This is a genomic window from Shewanella woodyi ATCC 51908 (assembly GCF_000019525.1).
Classification (GTDB): domain Bacteria; phylum Pseudomonadota; class Gammaproteobacteria; order Enterobacterales; family Shewanellaceae; genus Shewanella; species Shewanella woodyi.
Map to the genome: position 1 here is coordinate 256,622 of NC_010506.1, position 15,466 is coordinate 272,087.

At 43.5% G+C, this 15,466-nt stretch carries 14 protein-coding genes; all 14 read right to left on the reverse strand.

Annotated elements, in window-relative coordinates:
• Positions 1–2: 2 nt before the first annotated feature.
• The 14 genes from menC to paaB all read right to left on the reverse strand — a co-directional run bounded on the left by menC (position 3) and on the right by paaB (position 15,453).
• Positions 3–1,058 (reverse strand): o-succinylbenzoate synthase, encoded by a 1,056-nt coding sequence (menC, locus tag SWOO_RS01060; protein ID WP_012322857.1) that lies wholly within the window; start codon positions 1,056–1,058, stop codon positions 3–5.
• Positions 1,058–1,837, reverse strand: coding sequence for a 2-succinyl-6-hydroxy-2,4-cyclohexadiene-1-carboxylate synthase (gene menH / locus SWOO_RS01065; protein ID WP_012322858.1), 780 nt, complete (start codon positions 1,835–1,837; stop codon positions 1,058–1,060). The genes menC and menH overlap by 1 nt, the downstream gene beginning before the upstream one ends.
• Positions 1,837–3,546 (reverse strand): 2-succinyl-5-enolpyruvyl-6-hydroxy-3-cyclohexene-1-carboxylic-acid synthase, encoded by a 1,710-nt coding sequence (menD, locus tag SWOO_RS01070; RefSeq protein WP_012322859.1) that lies wholly within the window; start codon positions 3,544–3,546, stop codon positions 1,837–1,839. The genes menH and menD overlap by 1 nt, the downstream gene beginning before the upstream one ends.
• 105 nt (positions 3,547–3,651) lie before the next feature.
• Positions 3,652–4,644: an AraC-like ligand-binding domain-containing protein gene (locus SWOO_RS01075; protein WP_012322860.1), complete on the reverse strand. Its 993-nt coding sequence runs from the start codon at positions 4,642–4,644 to the stop codon at positions 3,652–3,654.
• A 26-nt stretch (positions 4,645–4,670) separates the two neighbouring features.
• A complete protein-coding gene (locus SWOO_RS01080; RefSeq protein WP_012322861.1) occupies positions 4,671–5,669 on the reverse strand; it encodes a phenylacetaldoxime dehydratase family protein in 999 nt (332 codons plus the stop codon).
• Positions 5,670–5,676: 7 nt separating this feature from the next.
• Positions 5,677–6,681 carry a carbon-nitrogen hydrolase family protein gene (locus tag SWOO_RS01085; protein WP_012322862.1) on the reverse strand — a complete coding sequence of 335 codons (1,005 nt, stop codon included), beginning with the start codon at positions 6,679–6,681 and terminating at the stop codon, positions 5,677–5,679.
• A gap of 11 nt (positions 6,682–6,692) precedes the next feature.
• Complete coding sequence (locus SWOO_RS01090; protein WP_012322863.1) at positions 6,693–9,023, reverse strand: TonB-dependent receptor; 2,331 nt, start codon at positions 9,021–9,023, stop codon at positions 6,693–6,695.
• A gap of 209 nt (positions 9,024–9,232) precedes the next feature.
• On the reverse strand, positions 9,233–11,323 hold the full coding sequence (locus SWOO_RS01095; protein ID WP_012322864.1) for a 3-hydroxyacyl-CoA dehydrogenase NAD-binding domain-containing protein: 2,091 nt from the start codon (positions 11,321–11,323) through the stop codon (positions 9,233–9,235).
• Entirely contained in the window at positions 11,316–11,651 is a 336-nt protein-coding gene (locus tag SWOO_RS01100; protein WP_012322865.1) for an EthD family reductase, read from the reverse strand. The genes SWOO_RS01095 and SWOO_RS01100 overlap by 8 nt, the downstream gene beginning before the upstream one ends.
• A 29-nt stretch (positions 11,652–11,680) precedes the next feature.
• Entirely contained in the window at positions 11,681–12,547 is an 867-nt protein-coding gene (locus tag SWOO_RS01105) for a PaaX family transcriptional regulator (RefSeq protein ID WP_049774208.1), read from the reverse strand.
• 155 nt (positions 12,548–12,702) lie between these two features.
• The gene (locus SWOO_RS01110; protein ID WP_012322867.1) at positions 12,703–13,776 is read right to left on the reverse strand and encodes a 2Fe-2S iron-sulfur cluster-binding protein; all 1,074 of its coding nucleotides are present in this window, start codon (positions 13,774–13,776) and stop codon (positions 12,703–12,705) included.
• Positions 13,777–13,843: 67 nt separating this feature from the next.
• Entirely contained in the window at positions 13,844–14,371 is a 528-nt protein-coding gene (gene paaD / locus SWOO_RS01115; protein WP_012322868.1) for a 1,2-phenylacetyl-CoA epoxidase subunit PaaD, read from the reverse strand.
• Positions 14,372–14,390: 19 nt separating this feature from the next.
• The gene (gene paaC, locus SWOO_RS01120) at positions 14,391–15,137 is read right to left on the reverse strand and encodes a 1,2-phenylacetyl-CoA epoxidase subunit PaaC (RefSeq protein ID WP_012322869.1); all 747 of its coding nucleotides are present in this window, start codon (positions 15,135–15,137) and stop codon (positions 14,391–14,393) included.
• Between the two features lie 13 nt (positions 15,138–15,150).
• Positions 15,151–15,453 carry a 1,2-phenylacetyl-CoA epoxidase subunit PaaB gene (gene paaB / locus SWOO_RS01125; protein ID WP_012322870.1) on the reverse strand — a complete coding sequence of 101 codons (303 nt, stop codon included), beginning with the start codon at positions 15,451–15,453 and terminating at the stop codon, positions 15,151–15,153.
• Positions 15,454–15,466: the final 13 nt, after the last annotated feature.

A 15,466-nucleotide genomic window follows, 5' to 3' on the forward strand; every position in this document is an offset into this window, starting at 1 on the left:
TCCTATTGGTATCGATTTATCAGCTTGATTGAATCTAAGCCTAGCAGATGGGGCTTACCTGACGAGATCAATATGTCAGCGCTAAAGGCACCTAAGGTATCGAGTCCAGGGATCTCATCTGGGGTCATGCTCTGACTTAGCTTAGCTAACGCCTCTATGCCAAGGCTAGATTCTAGGCTTGAGCTGAGAATAAACCTGACGCCAGCATGCTCAGCTTCAGATTGTAGTCTTTGTAGTTTTTCGAGGCTGCCGATCAGCATAGGTTTGACGACCAAGGCGGTCAGTCCATCCTGCATCTCAAACTGATAGTCAGGATCATTTAGGCTCTCATCTAAGGCCCAAGGCATCTCGATAGCTTGGTAAAAAGCGGGATTATCTTGAGGGGTTATGCAGGGCTCCTCAATGTACTCGATGGCATGCAGAGGCAAGCAAGCGGCAAACTCTATGGCTTGCTCGAGAGTGAAACCTCGGTTGGCGTCGAGCTTGAGTTTGAGAGCTGGACGTATGGCTAAGATCTCGTGGATAAGTTTGATCTCCTCCTCTAGTGAAGTTTGCGCGACCTTCACTTTAATCGAATGTACCTCTGATGCTAATGAACGGACTCGGTCGTGAAGTACACTTAATGCCTCATTTTGAGCGCGGTAGATAAGTGGAACCGATTTCATGTTTTGCAAAGAGATATGATGACCGGTTAGCTGACCGTTAATTTTAGCGTGAAGCAGACTTAGGCCGAAGGCGAGAGAGGGATATTGGGTCTTTTTTGATTGTTCCAGCAAGAGATCTACTGGTTTTCCTATCAGTTGCGGCAAGGTTATCGCTAGCTCATCAATGATCTGCTCCAAGGTCTCCTGACTAAAGTCTTGGATTGGATTGCCCTCGATATCTAAACCTGAAAGCGGGGCGATCTCTACCTGTTCGATACGAGGTGTCATCGCCTCATCTAAGAGTTCAAGACTAAGGATTACTCCTTTACGGCTATCGATCCTCTGTTTTCCCACAGGCAGGCACTTGTCCAGAGGAAGCTGATATTGATAGAGTTCCAGCGTGTTGATCTTCACTATTTATCCTCGATTAATGTTTGGATTAGCCAGTTGCTATATTCCTGAGGTGCCGCCAAATGCACGTTATGACCCGCTTGCTTGACCACGCTTACTTTAACGGATGTTTGCTCCTTCCAACGTGTGGCTAAGGCTAAAAATTTGCTGTCATCACTGCCGACAATATAGTGGCAGGAAAAAGGTAGAGAGGCAGGTAGTTCCCAGAGGTTGCTCTGCTCTGCAAGTGAGCTTGCCAGATAGATATTGAGTAGACCGACTGGGTTGTTGTGTCTGCGTTTTTCGATCAACTTCTGACGTGCTTCGATAGAGAGTTCGGCAAACACACCTTGTTGGTACCACAATGCGAGAAACGCTTCGATAGGTAACTCAGTGAGTTTTTTACTCCAGCTAAGATCGTTTTTCGCTCTTAACTGCTTCTCCTCAGAGGTTTGTAACCCTGGATGGCAAGACTCTAGCGAGAGGCTGAGAAGCTTCTGCGTATTATTTCGGGCCAGATGCAGGGCAATACGTCCGCCAAGCGAGTAGCCCAGCAGATGATATTTCTCGATGGAGAGTGAGTCTATCGCCGCTTGGATATGCTTGGTGATCAGATCAAAACCGGGTGTTGGCAGTGCCAGTGTGGGGCTCAGTCCATGGCCTGGCAAGTCGATACAGACACAGTAGAACTGGTTAGTTAACTGCTTAACGATAGCTTGCCAATCCGTTTGAGCGCCCAAAAAGCCATGTAACATCACCAGTGCAGGCTTGCTCTTATCCCCATAAGATGAAAGTGCCAGCATCAGCTCTGTTTTATCCAGCTGGCAATTCGGGCGATCTGATCGCTCGCTTGCTGCTGTGGGACGATGACTTCAATCACTGAGGCGCCTTCATAGTGGATAGCATCTTGATATGACTCTTCAAAGCTCTCTAACTCCTCCACTCTGTTATAGGGAATACCAAACATAGCCGCACCATAGCCAAACTCGAACCCATGGGCGAGTCGATAGTAATCGCTTCTAAGCTTCTCATCAGGTACAGGCAGTAGATTAAAAATATTGCCGCCGTCATTGTTTAGGATAACGATCACCAGCGGGCTTGAGCAGTGGCTGGCAATAGCTAGTGAGTTTAGATCGTGTAGCTGGGAGATATCACCAATGATCAGAGTCGTGGCCCTGCCTTGATGCATGGCAACGCCGCAAGCACTCGCCAGTAGCCCATCGATGCCAGATGCGCCGCGATTGGTAAAAGTTGCTCCCTGCTCTGTGGTGATTGGTGCAAACATATCGTAGAGCCTGACTGGGAGGCTGTTACCAATAAATAGCTGTTGCTGCTTGGTTTGTGATTTCGCGATGGCGCGAACCACCATGGCCTCTCCAAACTCAGCGTTATCTATCTGCTGCTCAAATAATCTCTCCATCTCATCATTTTGTTGGGTAAGCTGAAGCGCCCAGTTAGCCTCCGATGAGCGTGGCCAGGAGAGTGAAGTGATATTGGTAACACTGGCATGCCAGATCTGTTTGGCGCTATGGCTGGGGTCTAACCTCATCTGCCGCGGCAATACTTGCCAATAGCTCTTCCACTTATTTTGGGCCAGATAGTCGATCAGGCGTTTAGAGAGCAAACGACCGCCAATAACAAGTACCCGCTCAGCTTGCATCAGCAGTGCCTTGGCTTTTGGTTGATGCAGAAGTTGATCGATATTTCCTATTACCCCTGGATGCTGTCTGAGCTGAGATTGAGCGTCAGTGAGCAGGGGCCAGCCCAGCTTTTGCGACAGGGCAACTAGAGCTTGTGGGTCACAATCTGGTGTGAGTGTGCCAGCGATAATAACGCCTTTACCGTGAACAAAGCGTGCCATGGCATCACTGCTTGGCAAGCTGCTTAGGTTAGGTTTTCCATACTGATTATAAGCATGATTGGTGTGCTGCCAGTTGCCGAGTGTGCTCAGGTATTGGGTAAAGTTCGCACTCATGGTCGACGGATAAAGTGGCTCTCTGTACATGCAGTTGATGTGCAGAGGTTGGCTTTGGTTACTGATGGCTTCATCGAGCAAGGTCAGTAGTGCTTCGGGGCGGATAGCCAGATCCGGTGTCGATAGGTTTATCTGTTTTGCATATTGAGCAAAGATAGCGGGCTGAATGATGGCTTGATTGGCACCACAATCGATAAGCTCCGGCGGTCTATCACCTGATAATACGATTAGCGGGACATGAGTTAACCAGGCTTCAATCACTGCTGGATATAGATTCGCTACCGCAGTACCTGAAGTGGTAACAACTGCAACGGGAGCTTGGCTGGCCTTAGCCAGTCCTAGTGCCATAAAGCCGAGTCCACGCTCATCGAAGTGCAGATGTTGCTTTAATTTGCTCTGTTTTGCCGCCGCTAAGGTGAGCGGTGTCGAGCGTGAGCCCGGTGCCATACAGATATGTTGCACGCCTAAGCGGGATAGCTCTTCTAAAATAAGCGTGCCCCATAATAGGTTCAGCTCAGCTGTCTTTTCAATTTGCATGCATGGGTACTCTAGATTTAATATCTATATTGTACCCCTATTGAGTTTAAAGGAAAATTTTTTAGCCTTCAAAGCCTCTCTTACCGCTAGCACACTCGTTTTTTGTTAACTATCTCGCGTGGATTCGAGAAAAATTTTCTGTCTGAAATCGCGAGGACATTCGCCGAAATAATCTTTAAAGGCTCTCGAGAAATGTGATGATGAGGTAAAACCAACGGCGTAAGATAAGCTATCTAAACTGAAATCAAATTTACTGTCTTCTTGCAGCAATTGTCGGCTCATCATTAATCTTCTTTTTTGAATAATTTGATGAATAGTGTGCTCTTGCTTTTGAAATAATTTATAGAGATAACGCAAAGAGATCCCATGGGCATCAGCAATGTGTTGGTTTGATAGTTGATGATTTGCATAGTTGTTTTCAATGTAGCTTAGTACTCGCTCCACTAACGCATCTTTGGAAAGCGCTTTCTTCTTCAGCTTGTTATGCATAACTGAGCAAGAATAAGCCATGGCAATCATATTCAAGAAGTTTTCAACGAGTTCTGGATGAATCGTATCTAACTCTTTGTACTCTTTAACCACTGAGAAAATGAAATTGCTGAGCACTGCACCAATACCTTCCTTGCCAGAAAGAGGGACGGCGGTATACTTTTCAGGATGGATTAAATAACGACTCAGTACGTGTTTCGGCATCTGAATAATCAGTTGATGAAACTCTTTTTCAAACGTGAGGCTATAAGGTTCACTGCTATCATAGAGTGTAAAACTGCCGGGCTGTAATATGGCTTCTCGACCATTCTGCTTAACCACTCCTTGTTGAAAAAGTTGAAAGCTCATTAAAAAATACGCTTCACTGGAGTGAGCTATTTGCTGTTTCGTCCGGGTGACAATCTGTGCTTCACCTTGAACTTCAGAGACGCTTAATAATCCAAAATTAAGTCCCCCTCTAATCTCTCCGTGAAAGCGATCCTTGTTCAAAGGCTCACAGTCTAACTGGACAAACTCATGGCAAATTTGCTCTCTCCAATAATCAATCCTTTCATAACTCGCAACATCCAATGTCATTTTTTTATAACCGTCGTTAATTAAAAAAGACATAAACTCCGTACCTGCTTAAATATTAGTCAAATGTTAATGTAACACAACAAACCTGTTTGGCCATGGCAGTTGATATATTCAAACTCACAGTCTTGCTCGGGGATAAGTGTAACCTCATGCCATAGTTGAAGTTTTAAGTCCACATTGTACTTCTCTACCATCCCCATAAATCGGTCGAAAATGGCTATATGCGTGGGGTGACTCTTAGCCCAGTTTTCAAAAGCATAAATATCATTGCCATATCCAAGACCAAAAGTTTGTTCGACTGAACACCAGTTTCCATCGGTTTTAGTGATAAAACGCATTGAAGCGCAATGTGTTTTGACGGGGTTGTTAGATAAGTAATCCATACCTTTTTTTAGCACAGTATGAACATTGGTTAGGTAGTACTCTTTTTCATCTTCTTCGCAATGAGTCCAATCTTGGCCGGAACGAATCACACACATGTTCTTCGGTGGGGACAATTTTATTCTATTGCTCTTATTTTCAACATTAACTTGTAAGTGCTCCCATATACTGTTGTCATTCTTAATATCCTGCGATGATGAACAGGGTATTCGGTCACGTGCAGCGCCCGAATAACCATGTTCCATCATGGGTCCTTCTAATGAGGGGGATAAGCGTGCAGCGCCATGAGCATTTTCTGATGAGTGTAGGGTTTCGAAACGTTGATGAGGCATAGTAAACACCTCACGCCAAACACTTATATCTCCCTCATCAAGCAGGGGAGATGCCCACCAGCTGTTAGCTGCACTTTGCTGCCACCATGTCTTGTAGTCACTGGCAAACCAATAAGCGATATAAAGATAGTTAGTGATGCCTGCTTTATCGGTAAACATTCCTTGTTCCAATAATTTTGGCGAAAACTCTCCAGTAAATGCTTTTTTAGCCCAGTCATCTAATGGCGCAGAATGTTGACCTTGAATTGCAAATAGGCCACATACTAAGTTTTCCTCATCGGTCTTCCATAGTGATGTCCAAGCGGGAGCCGGTGGAGTCCAATTTTTAGGCATATTATTCATCATCTATTCCTTATTCGTCTGAATGCTTAGTTAATTGGGCTTCCTCAGTCTCCAGATCTTCATCTTCTAGGCAAAATTGAGAAGCTACAGGCTGCTGCGATGGGTTAAACCATAGACGAGTCACGTCAGGTCTAGCGTAATGTCCAACAGGATCAGCGAACGATTTAGCGATATTAATTAACCCTAGATCAATGTCTGCAAATATTAAACCTTCAGCGTTTTCGGCTAATTTGATGCACATGGGGCTACCGTCAGGCGCAAATACTTGTGCATGACCACCACCTTCTTTCAGCATTTCCCCCTGTTCTTCATTTTCCACCATGAGGTTTATCATTTCTGGTGAAACAATTCCGCACGGTGCCAATACAAAGCACTGTCCTTCAGCGGCATAAACTTGTGATAGTGCATTGTTCAACTCTGGCCCTAATGAGAAAGCTTGTTGGTAACAGCTAAATGATGGCCAGCAGCCAATATGCACCTGTTCATGCTTACTGAACATGGTGTATTTGGTTAAAGGTTGTAAGTGCTCCCAACAGGACAATTGGCCTAAACGGCCTAGTTCAGTTTCAAAAACATCAAGGTCGCTGCCATCGCCTTCACCAAATAAAGTTCTTTCAACATGAGTGGGTTTCAACTTTCTTCTGGCTTGAATTAGCTCACCTTGGTTACTGAATAAAAATTGTGAGATGTACAGTGAGCCATGATCTTTCTCACTTGCCCCAAGGCTGACAAAAATGTTGTTTATTTTGGCTGATTCTTTGATTTTATTAAAAGATTCACTATCCAAAACTAAACAGTTTTCATGATAAGTTTGTATGTATTTAAGGTTATTTATGGGGGCGTTTAGCCATATCCACCATGGGTAACCAGGGATCCAACATTCAGGAAATGCGATGAGCTTTGCATTCTCTTTAGCAGCCTTTTCAATCAATTCAATTGTTTTTTCAACCGTTGCATCTAAATCCATAAATACAGGAGAGGCTTGTACAACAGCAACTTTATATATATTTGTCATCTCAATTCCTCTTAGAAAGTGTATTTAACGGCTAGGCCAAACTCTCTTGGTTTATTATAACTTGCAGAGTGAAAACCAAGGCCGAAATTAGAGTTGCCACTTTTAATAACTCTTTTATCGGTTAGGTTATTGACGAAAGCAACGAAGCCAACACTTTCATTTAAATTATATCTAATTGAAGCATTAAACATGTCGTGGGCTTCTTGAAATAGAAATTTTGAGTTTTGAGAGTCATTAAATACATCATCGGTATACGCATAATCAACTCTGAAAGCGATATCGCTTTCATCGAAGTAAAGACTGTAATCTAAACCAATGTGTAATGAGTTCTCAGGTGTATTTACTAGCTTAGCGGACTTATCTAAGGTCAATGATAAACCTTCAACGGGATTGATGTTATTGTATGCTGCATCAATGTAGCCGTAGCCAATATCAAGAATGAGATCGTCTGTGATTAAGGCGGTTATCTCAAGCTCTACGCCTTTAATGTCAATCTCTCCAGCGTTGGCTGTAATTGGCCCGCCGAGTTTGTCAAAAAAGGTGACTTGTGCATCCTGATAGTCTGAATAGAACACCGCGCCGTTGACTCGGATACGCTCATTATCACTTTGCCATTTGATTCCTATTTCATGTGCATCTAAGGTTTCTGGTTCAAAGGTACGAGGTGCGGCTACCGATTCTACGTAGCGTAAAACAAACCCTCCGCTTTTGAATCCTTGAGAGAAGCTGTAATACAGAAGAGTGCCGTCATCTAATATGGCATCAACACCAAGCTTAAATGTTGTCTGCTCAAAATTATCAGAAATAGAGCCACTGCCATTGCCCACTAATGGTGAGAGTCCGGGGCGAAATGTACCTGTTTCATCAACAGCACCAGGGAAAAACGGTAACGGATTGCCTTGAATGTCAGCAGCAAGGTACTGGGTATAATCAAATTGCTTTTTATCTAGTGTGTGTCTAACACCTGCCGTGACTGAGAATGTGTCGTTAATATCCCAAGTTGCTTGTAAATATTCAGCAAGACTAGAGTTCTCAACGTCGGCATAGTTATTTAACCCAGCAGGGAAACCAGCGCTTAAATCTGGGGTTGGTAGGTGCAGTGGAACAAACACATTATCAGTACCGCTTTCATCAAAGTAATAGACCCCAGCAATGTACTTGATTTGGTCATCCATAGCGGTGCCCAAGAACTGAAGCTCATGACTAATCTGCTTATGATAATAATCTGGGTTTGAAATCTCGGTAATTTGAAATGGCGTGTTATCGGCATCTGCATGGAATGCAGCCTTCGTTCTACGATATGCTGCAGTGTATTTAAGGTCAAAATTGTCTTGATGAGTATTGGCGACAAATGAGGCTCCATCTACCGTTGCGCTGCTGCCATTGTTGTATGTTCCATAGGATACGTCTTTATCATCTTTGGTTATGTATTTGTCTAAGTCTTTAAGTCCTGCAACGATTGCCGCATCTGGTGATAATGTTGGATAGGTCGCCAGTGCCCAACCTATTGTGCCTGCACCAGGGGTAAAGCCCACGGCGACATTAGCTGCACTCTCTTCGTCTATATCTGAATGGTCAAAGGAGAGTTGAAAATTCCACTCATCATTGGGTTCGTAATATAAGGCTCCACGAAACGCAAGTTGGTCTTCATTACCGAGTTCATCGCCTATGAGCGGGCGTTCAACAAAGCCATCTCTGCGTTTACTTGAAAAGGCAAATGTGGACAGTAATTCGTCTGTAAAAGGAATATCAATTGAGCCACGAACATCAGTTCGATTAAAGCTACCCAAAGTGAGATCTAAACGGCCAGCAAGCTCATCATATGGCTTACGCGTAGTAATATTAATAGCCCCACCAATACTATTACGGCCAAATAGGGTGCCTTGTGGTCCTCTCAGCACCTCTATTCTCTCAACATCAAGGAGATCTAATACGCCACCGATAGAACGAGAGACATATACGCCATCAATATACGTCCCTACACCTGGATCTGTGGTTAAACTGAAGTCTGTATTGCCGATCCCGCGTATGAAAACGGCCGCACTGGTTGATGAGCCACCTATTGGAGATGAGGTATCAAACACTAAATTGGGGGTGAAATTTTCTATTTCTGCAATATTGCCAACTTGCATTTTTTCAAGGCCATCGGCGGTAAATGCGGTCACTGCGATAGGTGTTTCTTGTAGTGATTCAACTCTTTTTTGCGCGGTCACCGTAATCACTTCGAGTGTTTGGCTTTTCTCTTTTTTATCACTTTCTTCAGAAAATACAGGCGCATTGAATAACAAAGACAGTACAATAATGCTGTTGCTATAGTTATTATATTTTACTTTTTCGTTCATATCGTCATCTTATTTATAGTTATAATCGTGATAAATATATTAATAAGAAGGATGGGGGGAGGCCATGACGAAACATGCACATAGTGTTGTAATAAAGTGCACTTTCTGAGGAGAAATAACAGGTCATTTAAAACAGTGACGAGAGTAATATATAAAGTTGAGGCTATTCATCTAATTATCGAATAAATAACCTCGTGAAAGTTTGTATATTATTTTAAGTTACTTAGGGTGACTTCAGGCCAAATATCTGCACTGTATTGGTGTCGTAATAATTGCAGTTTTTCATCAATGTCTGCACAGCCTAATTTTGCGCCCCAGTACATAGGTCCTCCTTTAAAGCGAGGAAAGCCATAGCCATGTAGCCAGATGATATCGAGTAAACTGATATCATTTACAATTCCCTCATCAATGATAAGCAAACCTTCGCTCACCAGAGCTAACATCGCCCTTTGTTGGATTGCCTCGGCTGTTAACCGATGTGGGATTATTGAGAGTTTTTTTGCTTCGTTATCCACTAATAACTGAGCTTCTTGTGACTCTACCTTCTCACCAGAGGCTAAATATTGGTAAAAGCCTGCCTGAGTTTTTCGGCCCAAACGTCCATTTTCAACCATGGATGCAGAGGGCCTAAAATAACCAAGATCATAGGGTTTATCAGCTTGTTTTGCTCTTGCTTGATACCCAATATCTATCCCACTGAGATCTTGTACAGTTAAAGGACCCATGGCCATTCCAAAAGAGGTCATGGCTTCATCTATCGCCACTATGCTGTTACCTTCGAGTAACATCTGTTGAATTTCGCGTCCATAGCGAGTGTACATGCGATTGGCTGCAAATCCAAAGCATACGCCTACTTCAACGGGGTATTTTCTAAGTTTTACACCGAGTGCCAACATGGTTTTAATCACGTCATCGGCAGTGTTCTCTGCTCTAACTATTTCGATTAATTTCATTACATGGGCTGGACTAAAAAAGTGCAAACCGACTACTTGATCAGGCCTACTGGTCACTTTGGCAATGCTATTAATATCCAGATATGAGGTGTTAGTCGCTAGAATCGCGCTATCTTTGCAGTGTTGATCAAGAGCTTTGAAAATGATTTTTTTTACTTCTAAATCTTCAAATGCAGCCTCAACGACCAGATCGCAAGGTGCTAAACGGTCGTAGACAGTACTTCCTTTTACTAGCTGCATCTTGTCATCTAGATCTTGCTCAGTCATGTGTCCTTTTGTTATTTTTGACTGGTAGCCTTTGCGTAAATTATCCATGCCTCGTAGCAAGGCTTCTTCGGTTTGCTCTATCCATATCAAGTCCATGCCAGCATCGATAAAACAGCGAGCGATCCCTACACCCATGTTACCAGCGCCCACGACTCCGACGGTATTTATAGTTCTGGTGGATGATGTTGAAGTTGCCAGTTTTTGGTTCTTTTTCTCGGTAAAAAAAGCATACCGAAGTGCTTTGGCTTGGTCTGAGTCGCGCAATTGTAAAAATAAACGACGTTGACGTTTCAGTGCATGTTCAAAAGATAAACCTAAGCTATATATTGCTTTGATTTCATTGAGTAATAGTGCAGGTGCTTCAACTCCTTTTGCGAGACGTTTAACTCTTTTCTCTGTGCTATCCCAATCAATATATTGTCCTTGAATTGAGAAGTCGGCCTCAGTGTTTTGCTTGCTTTCTGTTAGCGTCAGCTGTCGACAAAAGCTTAAGGCTTGCTCTGTGAGATCACCTTTGTGCACCAGCTTATGAATTAACGCCGTATTTAGCCACTCATCCGCATTTTGAGGTTTGCCTGTACACGCAAATTCGATGGCAGCTTTAACGCCAATTAAATTCATTAGCCTCAAGGTGCCACCCGCACCAGGAATAATACCTAAATTCACTTCAGGCAATCCCAGTTTAGTCTTGCTGACTGCTAGACGGTAATCGCAAGCTAGGGCGAGTTCCAACCCTCCACCGAGTACTGTGCCATGTAGAGCGGCAATAACGGGTTTTGGGAAGCGGACTATAGTGGCTATCAACTCAGGAAGGTGTGGCTCAAGTGGCTCTGTGTCCATCTCTTTTATATCGGCACCTGCTACAAAAGTACGACCTGTGCAGGTGAGTAAAACTGAGTGTAAATCTTGTGAAGCCAGGGATTGGAATAGAATCAATAACTCAGCTCTAAGTTGTTGAGAAATCGCATTGACTGGAGGAGAGTTAATTTCAATGACGGCTAAGGTATTATTATCGGTGACGTTAAGTTGAATACCGGTTTCTATGCACAGATAACGGACATGACAAAGAGGATTATTCATGTGAACCTCCCATTATTGTTATCTCACTAACAACGATAATCGGAGTGACATTGGTAAAATTGATAATGTCAGCAAGTACGATAGAACCAGCTTGTTTGAATGCGTTTTTCATCTCTTGTAGGTTGGTAAAATAGAGGTAACCAATCGCAAATACGGGGGGTTCGCCTAAGCCTATTTGTGGGATGTCCAGTTCCCACCTAATGAGGCCGTGGGGCAGATAATTAATCTCGACGAGCGCCATATGTCGCTCGCGATAATAGTCCATATCAAACTGTTCAGTGGGATTATTGTTTTTTGTTTTAGGGTAACTAATTGCTATACGGATCATATTCACCTCAATCCGTATTCGCTTTAGGTTTATGGCTCTACGGACAATTTATTAAGTAAAAATCGTTGCCAGAATTTAGCTGAAACATAGGGTAAGTGCCCTTGAGCATTCTCCAAATTTTCAACCGCATAATTGACAGATGCTTGAGCTAGTTGGGCGTATAATTTTCCGACCAATTCGTGGGCTTCAAACCCAACCCAACCATTGGGTAACATGTCTTCTGGTAACTGCTTATCTTTCAAAAGGATTCGTCTGTACTCATGGATCAGGAGTATTCTGAGAAGAAAACAAGTTTCATCACTTGGCATCTTCCCTTTATTAAATTTGATGATTAAAGGTCGGTACGCATCAAGAAACTCTTTGTAACTCGCCTCTAGGGTTTCAAGGCCCCAATACTCTTTAACTAAACGCTTAAAGACATTTTTAGAATGTGAACCATCGACTTTGCAACTCAACACGATGACGGCATCTTTCAAGCCGAGTTCTAATAAGGTGTCTTCTAAACTCTGTTTATCAACCTCAAGATGCGCATAAGCGCCGTTGGTCAAAGGACTAAATCCCAACCACTGCAACTGCTTCTTAAATGTCTCTTTTACGTTATCGGGTACAAATATTGGAATGACCACTGTCCAAGCATCGGCTAGTGACGAAGGTTCAGAGGAATAAATTCTTCTTGCTGCTTTGTCATGATGGGCTTTTGCCGTCTCACTTAATGCGTAATAGGTTCGACGCCCTACTTTTTTGGTGATCAACCAATCGCTTTTAACTAATCTAAATACACTGGTTCTAATGAGTCGCTCACTATAGCCAAAGGGCTTTAACCCGGTAATTAAACTGCCAAGCCAAATCCAATTCCCATGCTGAGACACTAAATCACCAAATAGCGTCACAAGCATAGAGGGGCCACTACTGGACTTCTCAACTCTTTGATTAATGAATTTTAAATAATTGTCTTCTGACGCCACAGCTATATCCCGATGCTCATTTTATGAGATGATTTTGACATAGTTGCAGTAATGACACTAGCTTTCCCCATTAGAAAGGCCTGGTATCAGGTCACATCAAAATCGATTTCTACATCATCTGAAACAGGATGAGATTGGCAAGTGAGTACCATGCCTTGTTTAATTTCTTCATCGGTTAAGCTGTGATTCAAATCCATTTCGACTTTACCTTTGATCACTCTCGCTTTGCATGTCGCACACACCCCTCCCTTGCATGAAAAAGGCAGGTCTGCACCCTGATCAAGGGCTGCATCTAAGATGGTTTTGCCGCCGGAGATCAAATCGATACTGAGTTTACGTCCATCAATTTTCAGTTTTACCTGTCTGATCCGCTCACCGTATTCCTCTTGTCGCTTAAGGTTTAATGCCTGACTGATATCACCGGCAAAAAACAGTTCAGATTTAATGGCGTCTGCATCAATATTCTTTTCTAGTAATACCTGTCGAATGCTGTCGACCATCTCATTGGGCCCACACAGAAAAAACGAGTCAAAAGCATCGAGTTGAACAATCCCAGCCTTGATCAATGCAGATATTTTTTCAGGGGTTAAACGGCCATTAAACAACTCAACCTCAGAATCTTCACGGCTAAATAGATTGATGAAGTTAAATCGGCTGATATACCTATTTTTTAAAAAGGAGAGGCGCTCTCTGAACATCATGCTCTGCATCTGCTTATTTGAATAAACTAAGCTGATATGGCTCTCGGTACTGTTTTCGAGGACGCTTTCTGCAATTGATAACATAGGTGTGATCCCGCTGCCCGCCGCAAGCAGACAGATATTTGTGTGCTGCTTTAGATCGCAGATGAAATTACCGGTTGGCGGCAGTACCGCTAATGATTGACCAACGGTCAATTGATTATTGGCAAAGTTAGAGAACAGCCCATCGGGAATGCTTTTAATTCCAACTTCAAGTTTATGGCTCGATACTGGCGCTGAAATGGAATAGCAGCGACGTATTTCTTGCCCATCAATGTCATGCTTCAACGTCAGGTATTGGCCTGGTTTAAAACGAAATGTCGATTGCAGAGCCTGAGGTACATCAAAGGTTATCGCGACTGAATCAGATGTTGAACGGTCTAAAGAAGCAATATTAAGCTGGTAAAATTCATTATTCATAGTAATTCCATCACAATGCTAATGTGTTTAATAGGCAAAAGCATGCTTGCCTATTAACAGACATCATTTATAGGGGTTTAAAGTAGTCAAACGACTCTAAGCAATCTAGGCAACGGTATAGCGCTTTACATGAGGTTGAGCCAAATTGACTTAACCGTGAGACATGCTGGCTATGACATTGAGGGCAGATAACCTGTGACTCACATGCTGCGATCCCGTGACTGATCATTGCTGTCTTTCCCGCAGGTGATACCCAGTCTGTTGTCCATGCTGGGCTAAGTTGAGTCTCAACCTTTACTGGTTCCATCCCCGCATTGGTAAGGCAGACTTTAATGTCTTCAATCATGATATCGATTGCAGGGCAGCCACTGTAAGTGGGGGAAATGGTCACTAGCCATTGGGCGCCTTGCTGACTGACATTTTGTAAAACACCCAGATCCCACAAACTCACTCCAGTTAGCTCAGGATCATAAACCGCATCGAGGAGATCAAAAATCTTACCGTGCTCATGATTTAACCTGAATTTCCTTCTGGCTGCATATTCCACGGTGACCGTGTTTATTGTTGCCGAATGAGTTGCACTGCTAAGTGTCATAATCTTGTTATCCTAGTGACTACCACTTGGCCGTGGGGTGGCTTCGGGCTAAACACTGCATCTCGGTTAGCAGGTAACCAAGATGCTCGGAATGAACCCCTTCACGTCCGCCAGTGACTTGCCACTGCACTTCGGGGAAAACTAAACCAATCTGCTCACAGAACTGCGCTATTTGTTGTTGCCAGAGTGGTTCAAGCTCCGCTCTGCTTACTGCGATATCTGGTAAGGCTTTTTCGGCGTCGGTATTGGTAAATAACTCTGGGATGTAACCGATGATTTCGTCCAACGCATCATTGATTCTTTGACGACTTTCATCGGTGCCATTGGCCAGAACATCAAGCCACTGACGGCTACGAATAAGGTGATAGCCAGTCTCTTTTATTGCTTTTGCTGCAATGGATGTCAGTGTCTTATCGGTACTTAATAGTAATGAGGACAGATAGAGTTGATAAAACTCATCTAATAGCCACTGGCGCACTAAAGTAAAAGCAAAGTCGCCATTAGGCAGTTCATTGATCAATAAATTGGAATATTCACGTTCCGAACGCCACATGGCAAAGTCATCTTCTGAGCGTCCTAGCCCTTCTAATTCGGCAGCGTATTGATAAAACATCCTTGCACGCCCGAGGTAATCAAGGGCGACATTGGTTAATGCAATATCCTCTTCCAGTGTGGGTCCGTGACTGCACCATTGAGAGAGTCGTTGGCTGAGTACCATGCTATCGTCAGCTAGTCCGGTGACATATTTCAACAAATTCGCATTCATAATTTCACCCTTACTACATGTTTTTAATGGCATCGGGCAGTTGAACAAACTGCGCATGGCGGTAGGGCTTATCGTCCATCGGATCGTAAAAATGTGCGATATCGCTCTCTTGAGATGAATGAACATCTGAAGATTTCACTACCCAAATACTCAGGCCTTCACTGCGGCGGATATACACATCTCGGGCATAGGTTATTGCCTGTTCAGCACTTTCAGCATGCAAACTGCCGATATGTTTGTGTTCAAGACCACGAGCCGATCGGATAAATACTTCGTATAGCTCGCTGGTTTGGTAAAAGCTTGATGAATTACTCATGTTCATTCCTAAT

Bases quoted from the DNA above. Each gene is read 5' to 3' on its own strand.
- menH (WP_012322858.1), bottom strand. From the start codon at position 1,837: ATGCTGGCACTTTCATCTTATGGGGATAAGAGCAAGCCTGCACTGGTG.
- menD (WP_012322859.1), bottom strand. From the start codon at position 3,546: ATGCAAATTGAAAAGACAGCTGAGCTGAACCTATTATGGGGCACGCTT.
- SWOO_RS01075 (WP_012322860.1), bottom strand. From the start codon at position 4,644: ATGTCTTTTTTAATTAACGACGGTTATAAAAAAATGACATTGGATGTT.
- SWOO_RS01080 (WP_012322861.1), bottom strand. From the start codon at position 5,669: ATGATGAATAATATGCCTAAAAATTGGACTCCACCGGCTCCCGCTTGG.
- SWOO_RS01085 (WP_012322862.1), bottom strand. From the start codon at position 6,681: ATGACAAATATATATAAAGTTGCTGTTGTACAAGCCTCTCCTGTATTT.
- SWOO_RS01090 (WP_012322863.1), bottom strand. From the start codon at position 9,023: ATGAACGAAAAAGTAAAATATAATAACTATAGCAACAGCATTATTGTA.
- SWOO_RS01095 (WP_012322864.1), bottom strand. From the start codon at position 11,323: ATGAATAATCCTCTTTGTCATGTCCGTTATCTGTGCATAGAAACCGGT.
- SWOO_RS01100 (WP_012322865.1), bottom strand. From the start codon at position 11,651: ATGATCCGTATAGCAATTAGTTACCCTAAAACAAAAAACAATAATCCC.
- SWOO_RS01105 (WP_049774208.1), bottom strand. From the start codon at position 12,547: ATGCTTGTGACGCTATTTGGTGATTTAGTGTCTCAGCATGGGAATTGG.
- SWOO_RS01110 (WP_012322867.1), bottom strand. From the start codon at position 13,776: ATGAATAATGAATTTTACCAGCTTAATATTGCTTCTTTAGACCGTTCA.
- paaD (WP_012322868.1), bottom strand. From the start codon at position 14,371: ATGACACTTAGCAGTGCAACTCATTCGGCAACAATAAACACGGTCACC.
- paaC (WP_012322869.1), bottom strand. From the start codon at position 15,137: ATGAATGCGAATTTGTTGAAATATGTCACCGGACTAGCTGACGATAGC.
- paaB (WP_012322870.1), bottom strand. From the start codon at position 15,453: ATGAGTAATTCATCAAGCTTTTACCAAACCAGCGAGCTATACGAAGTA.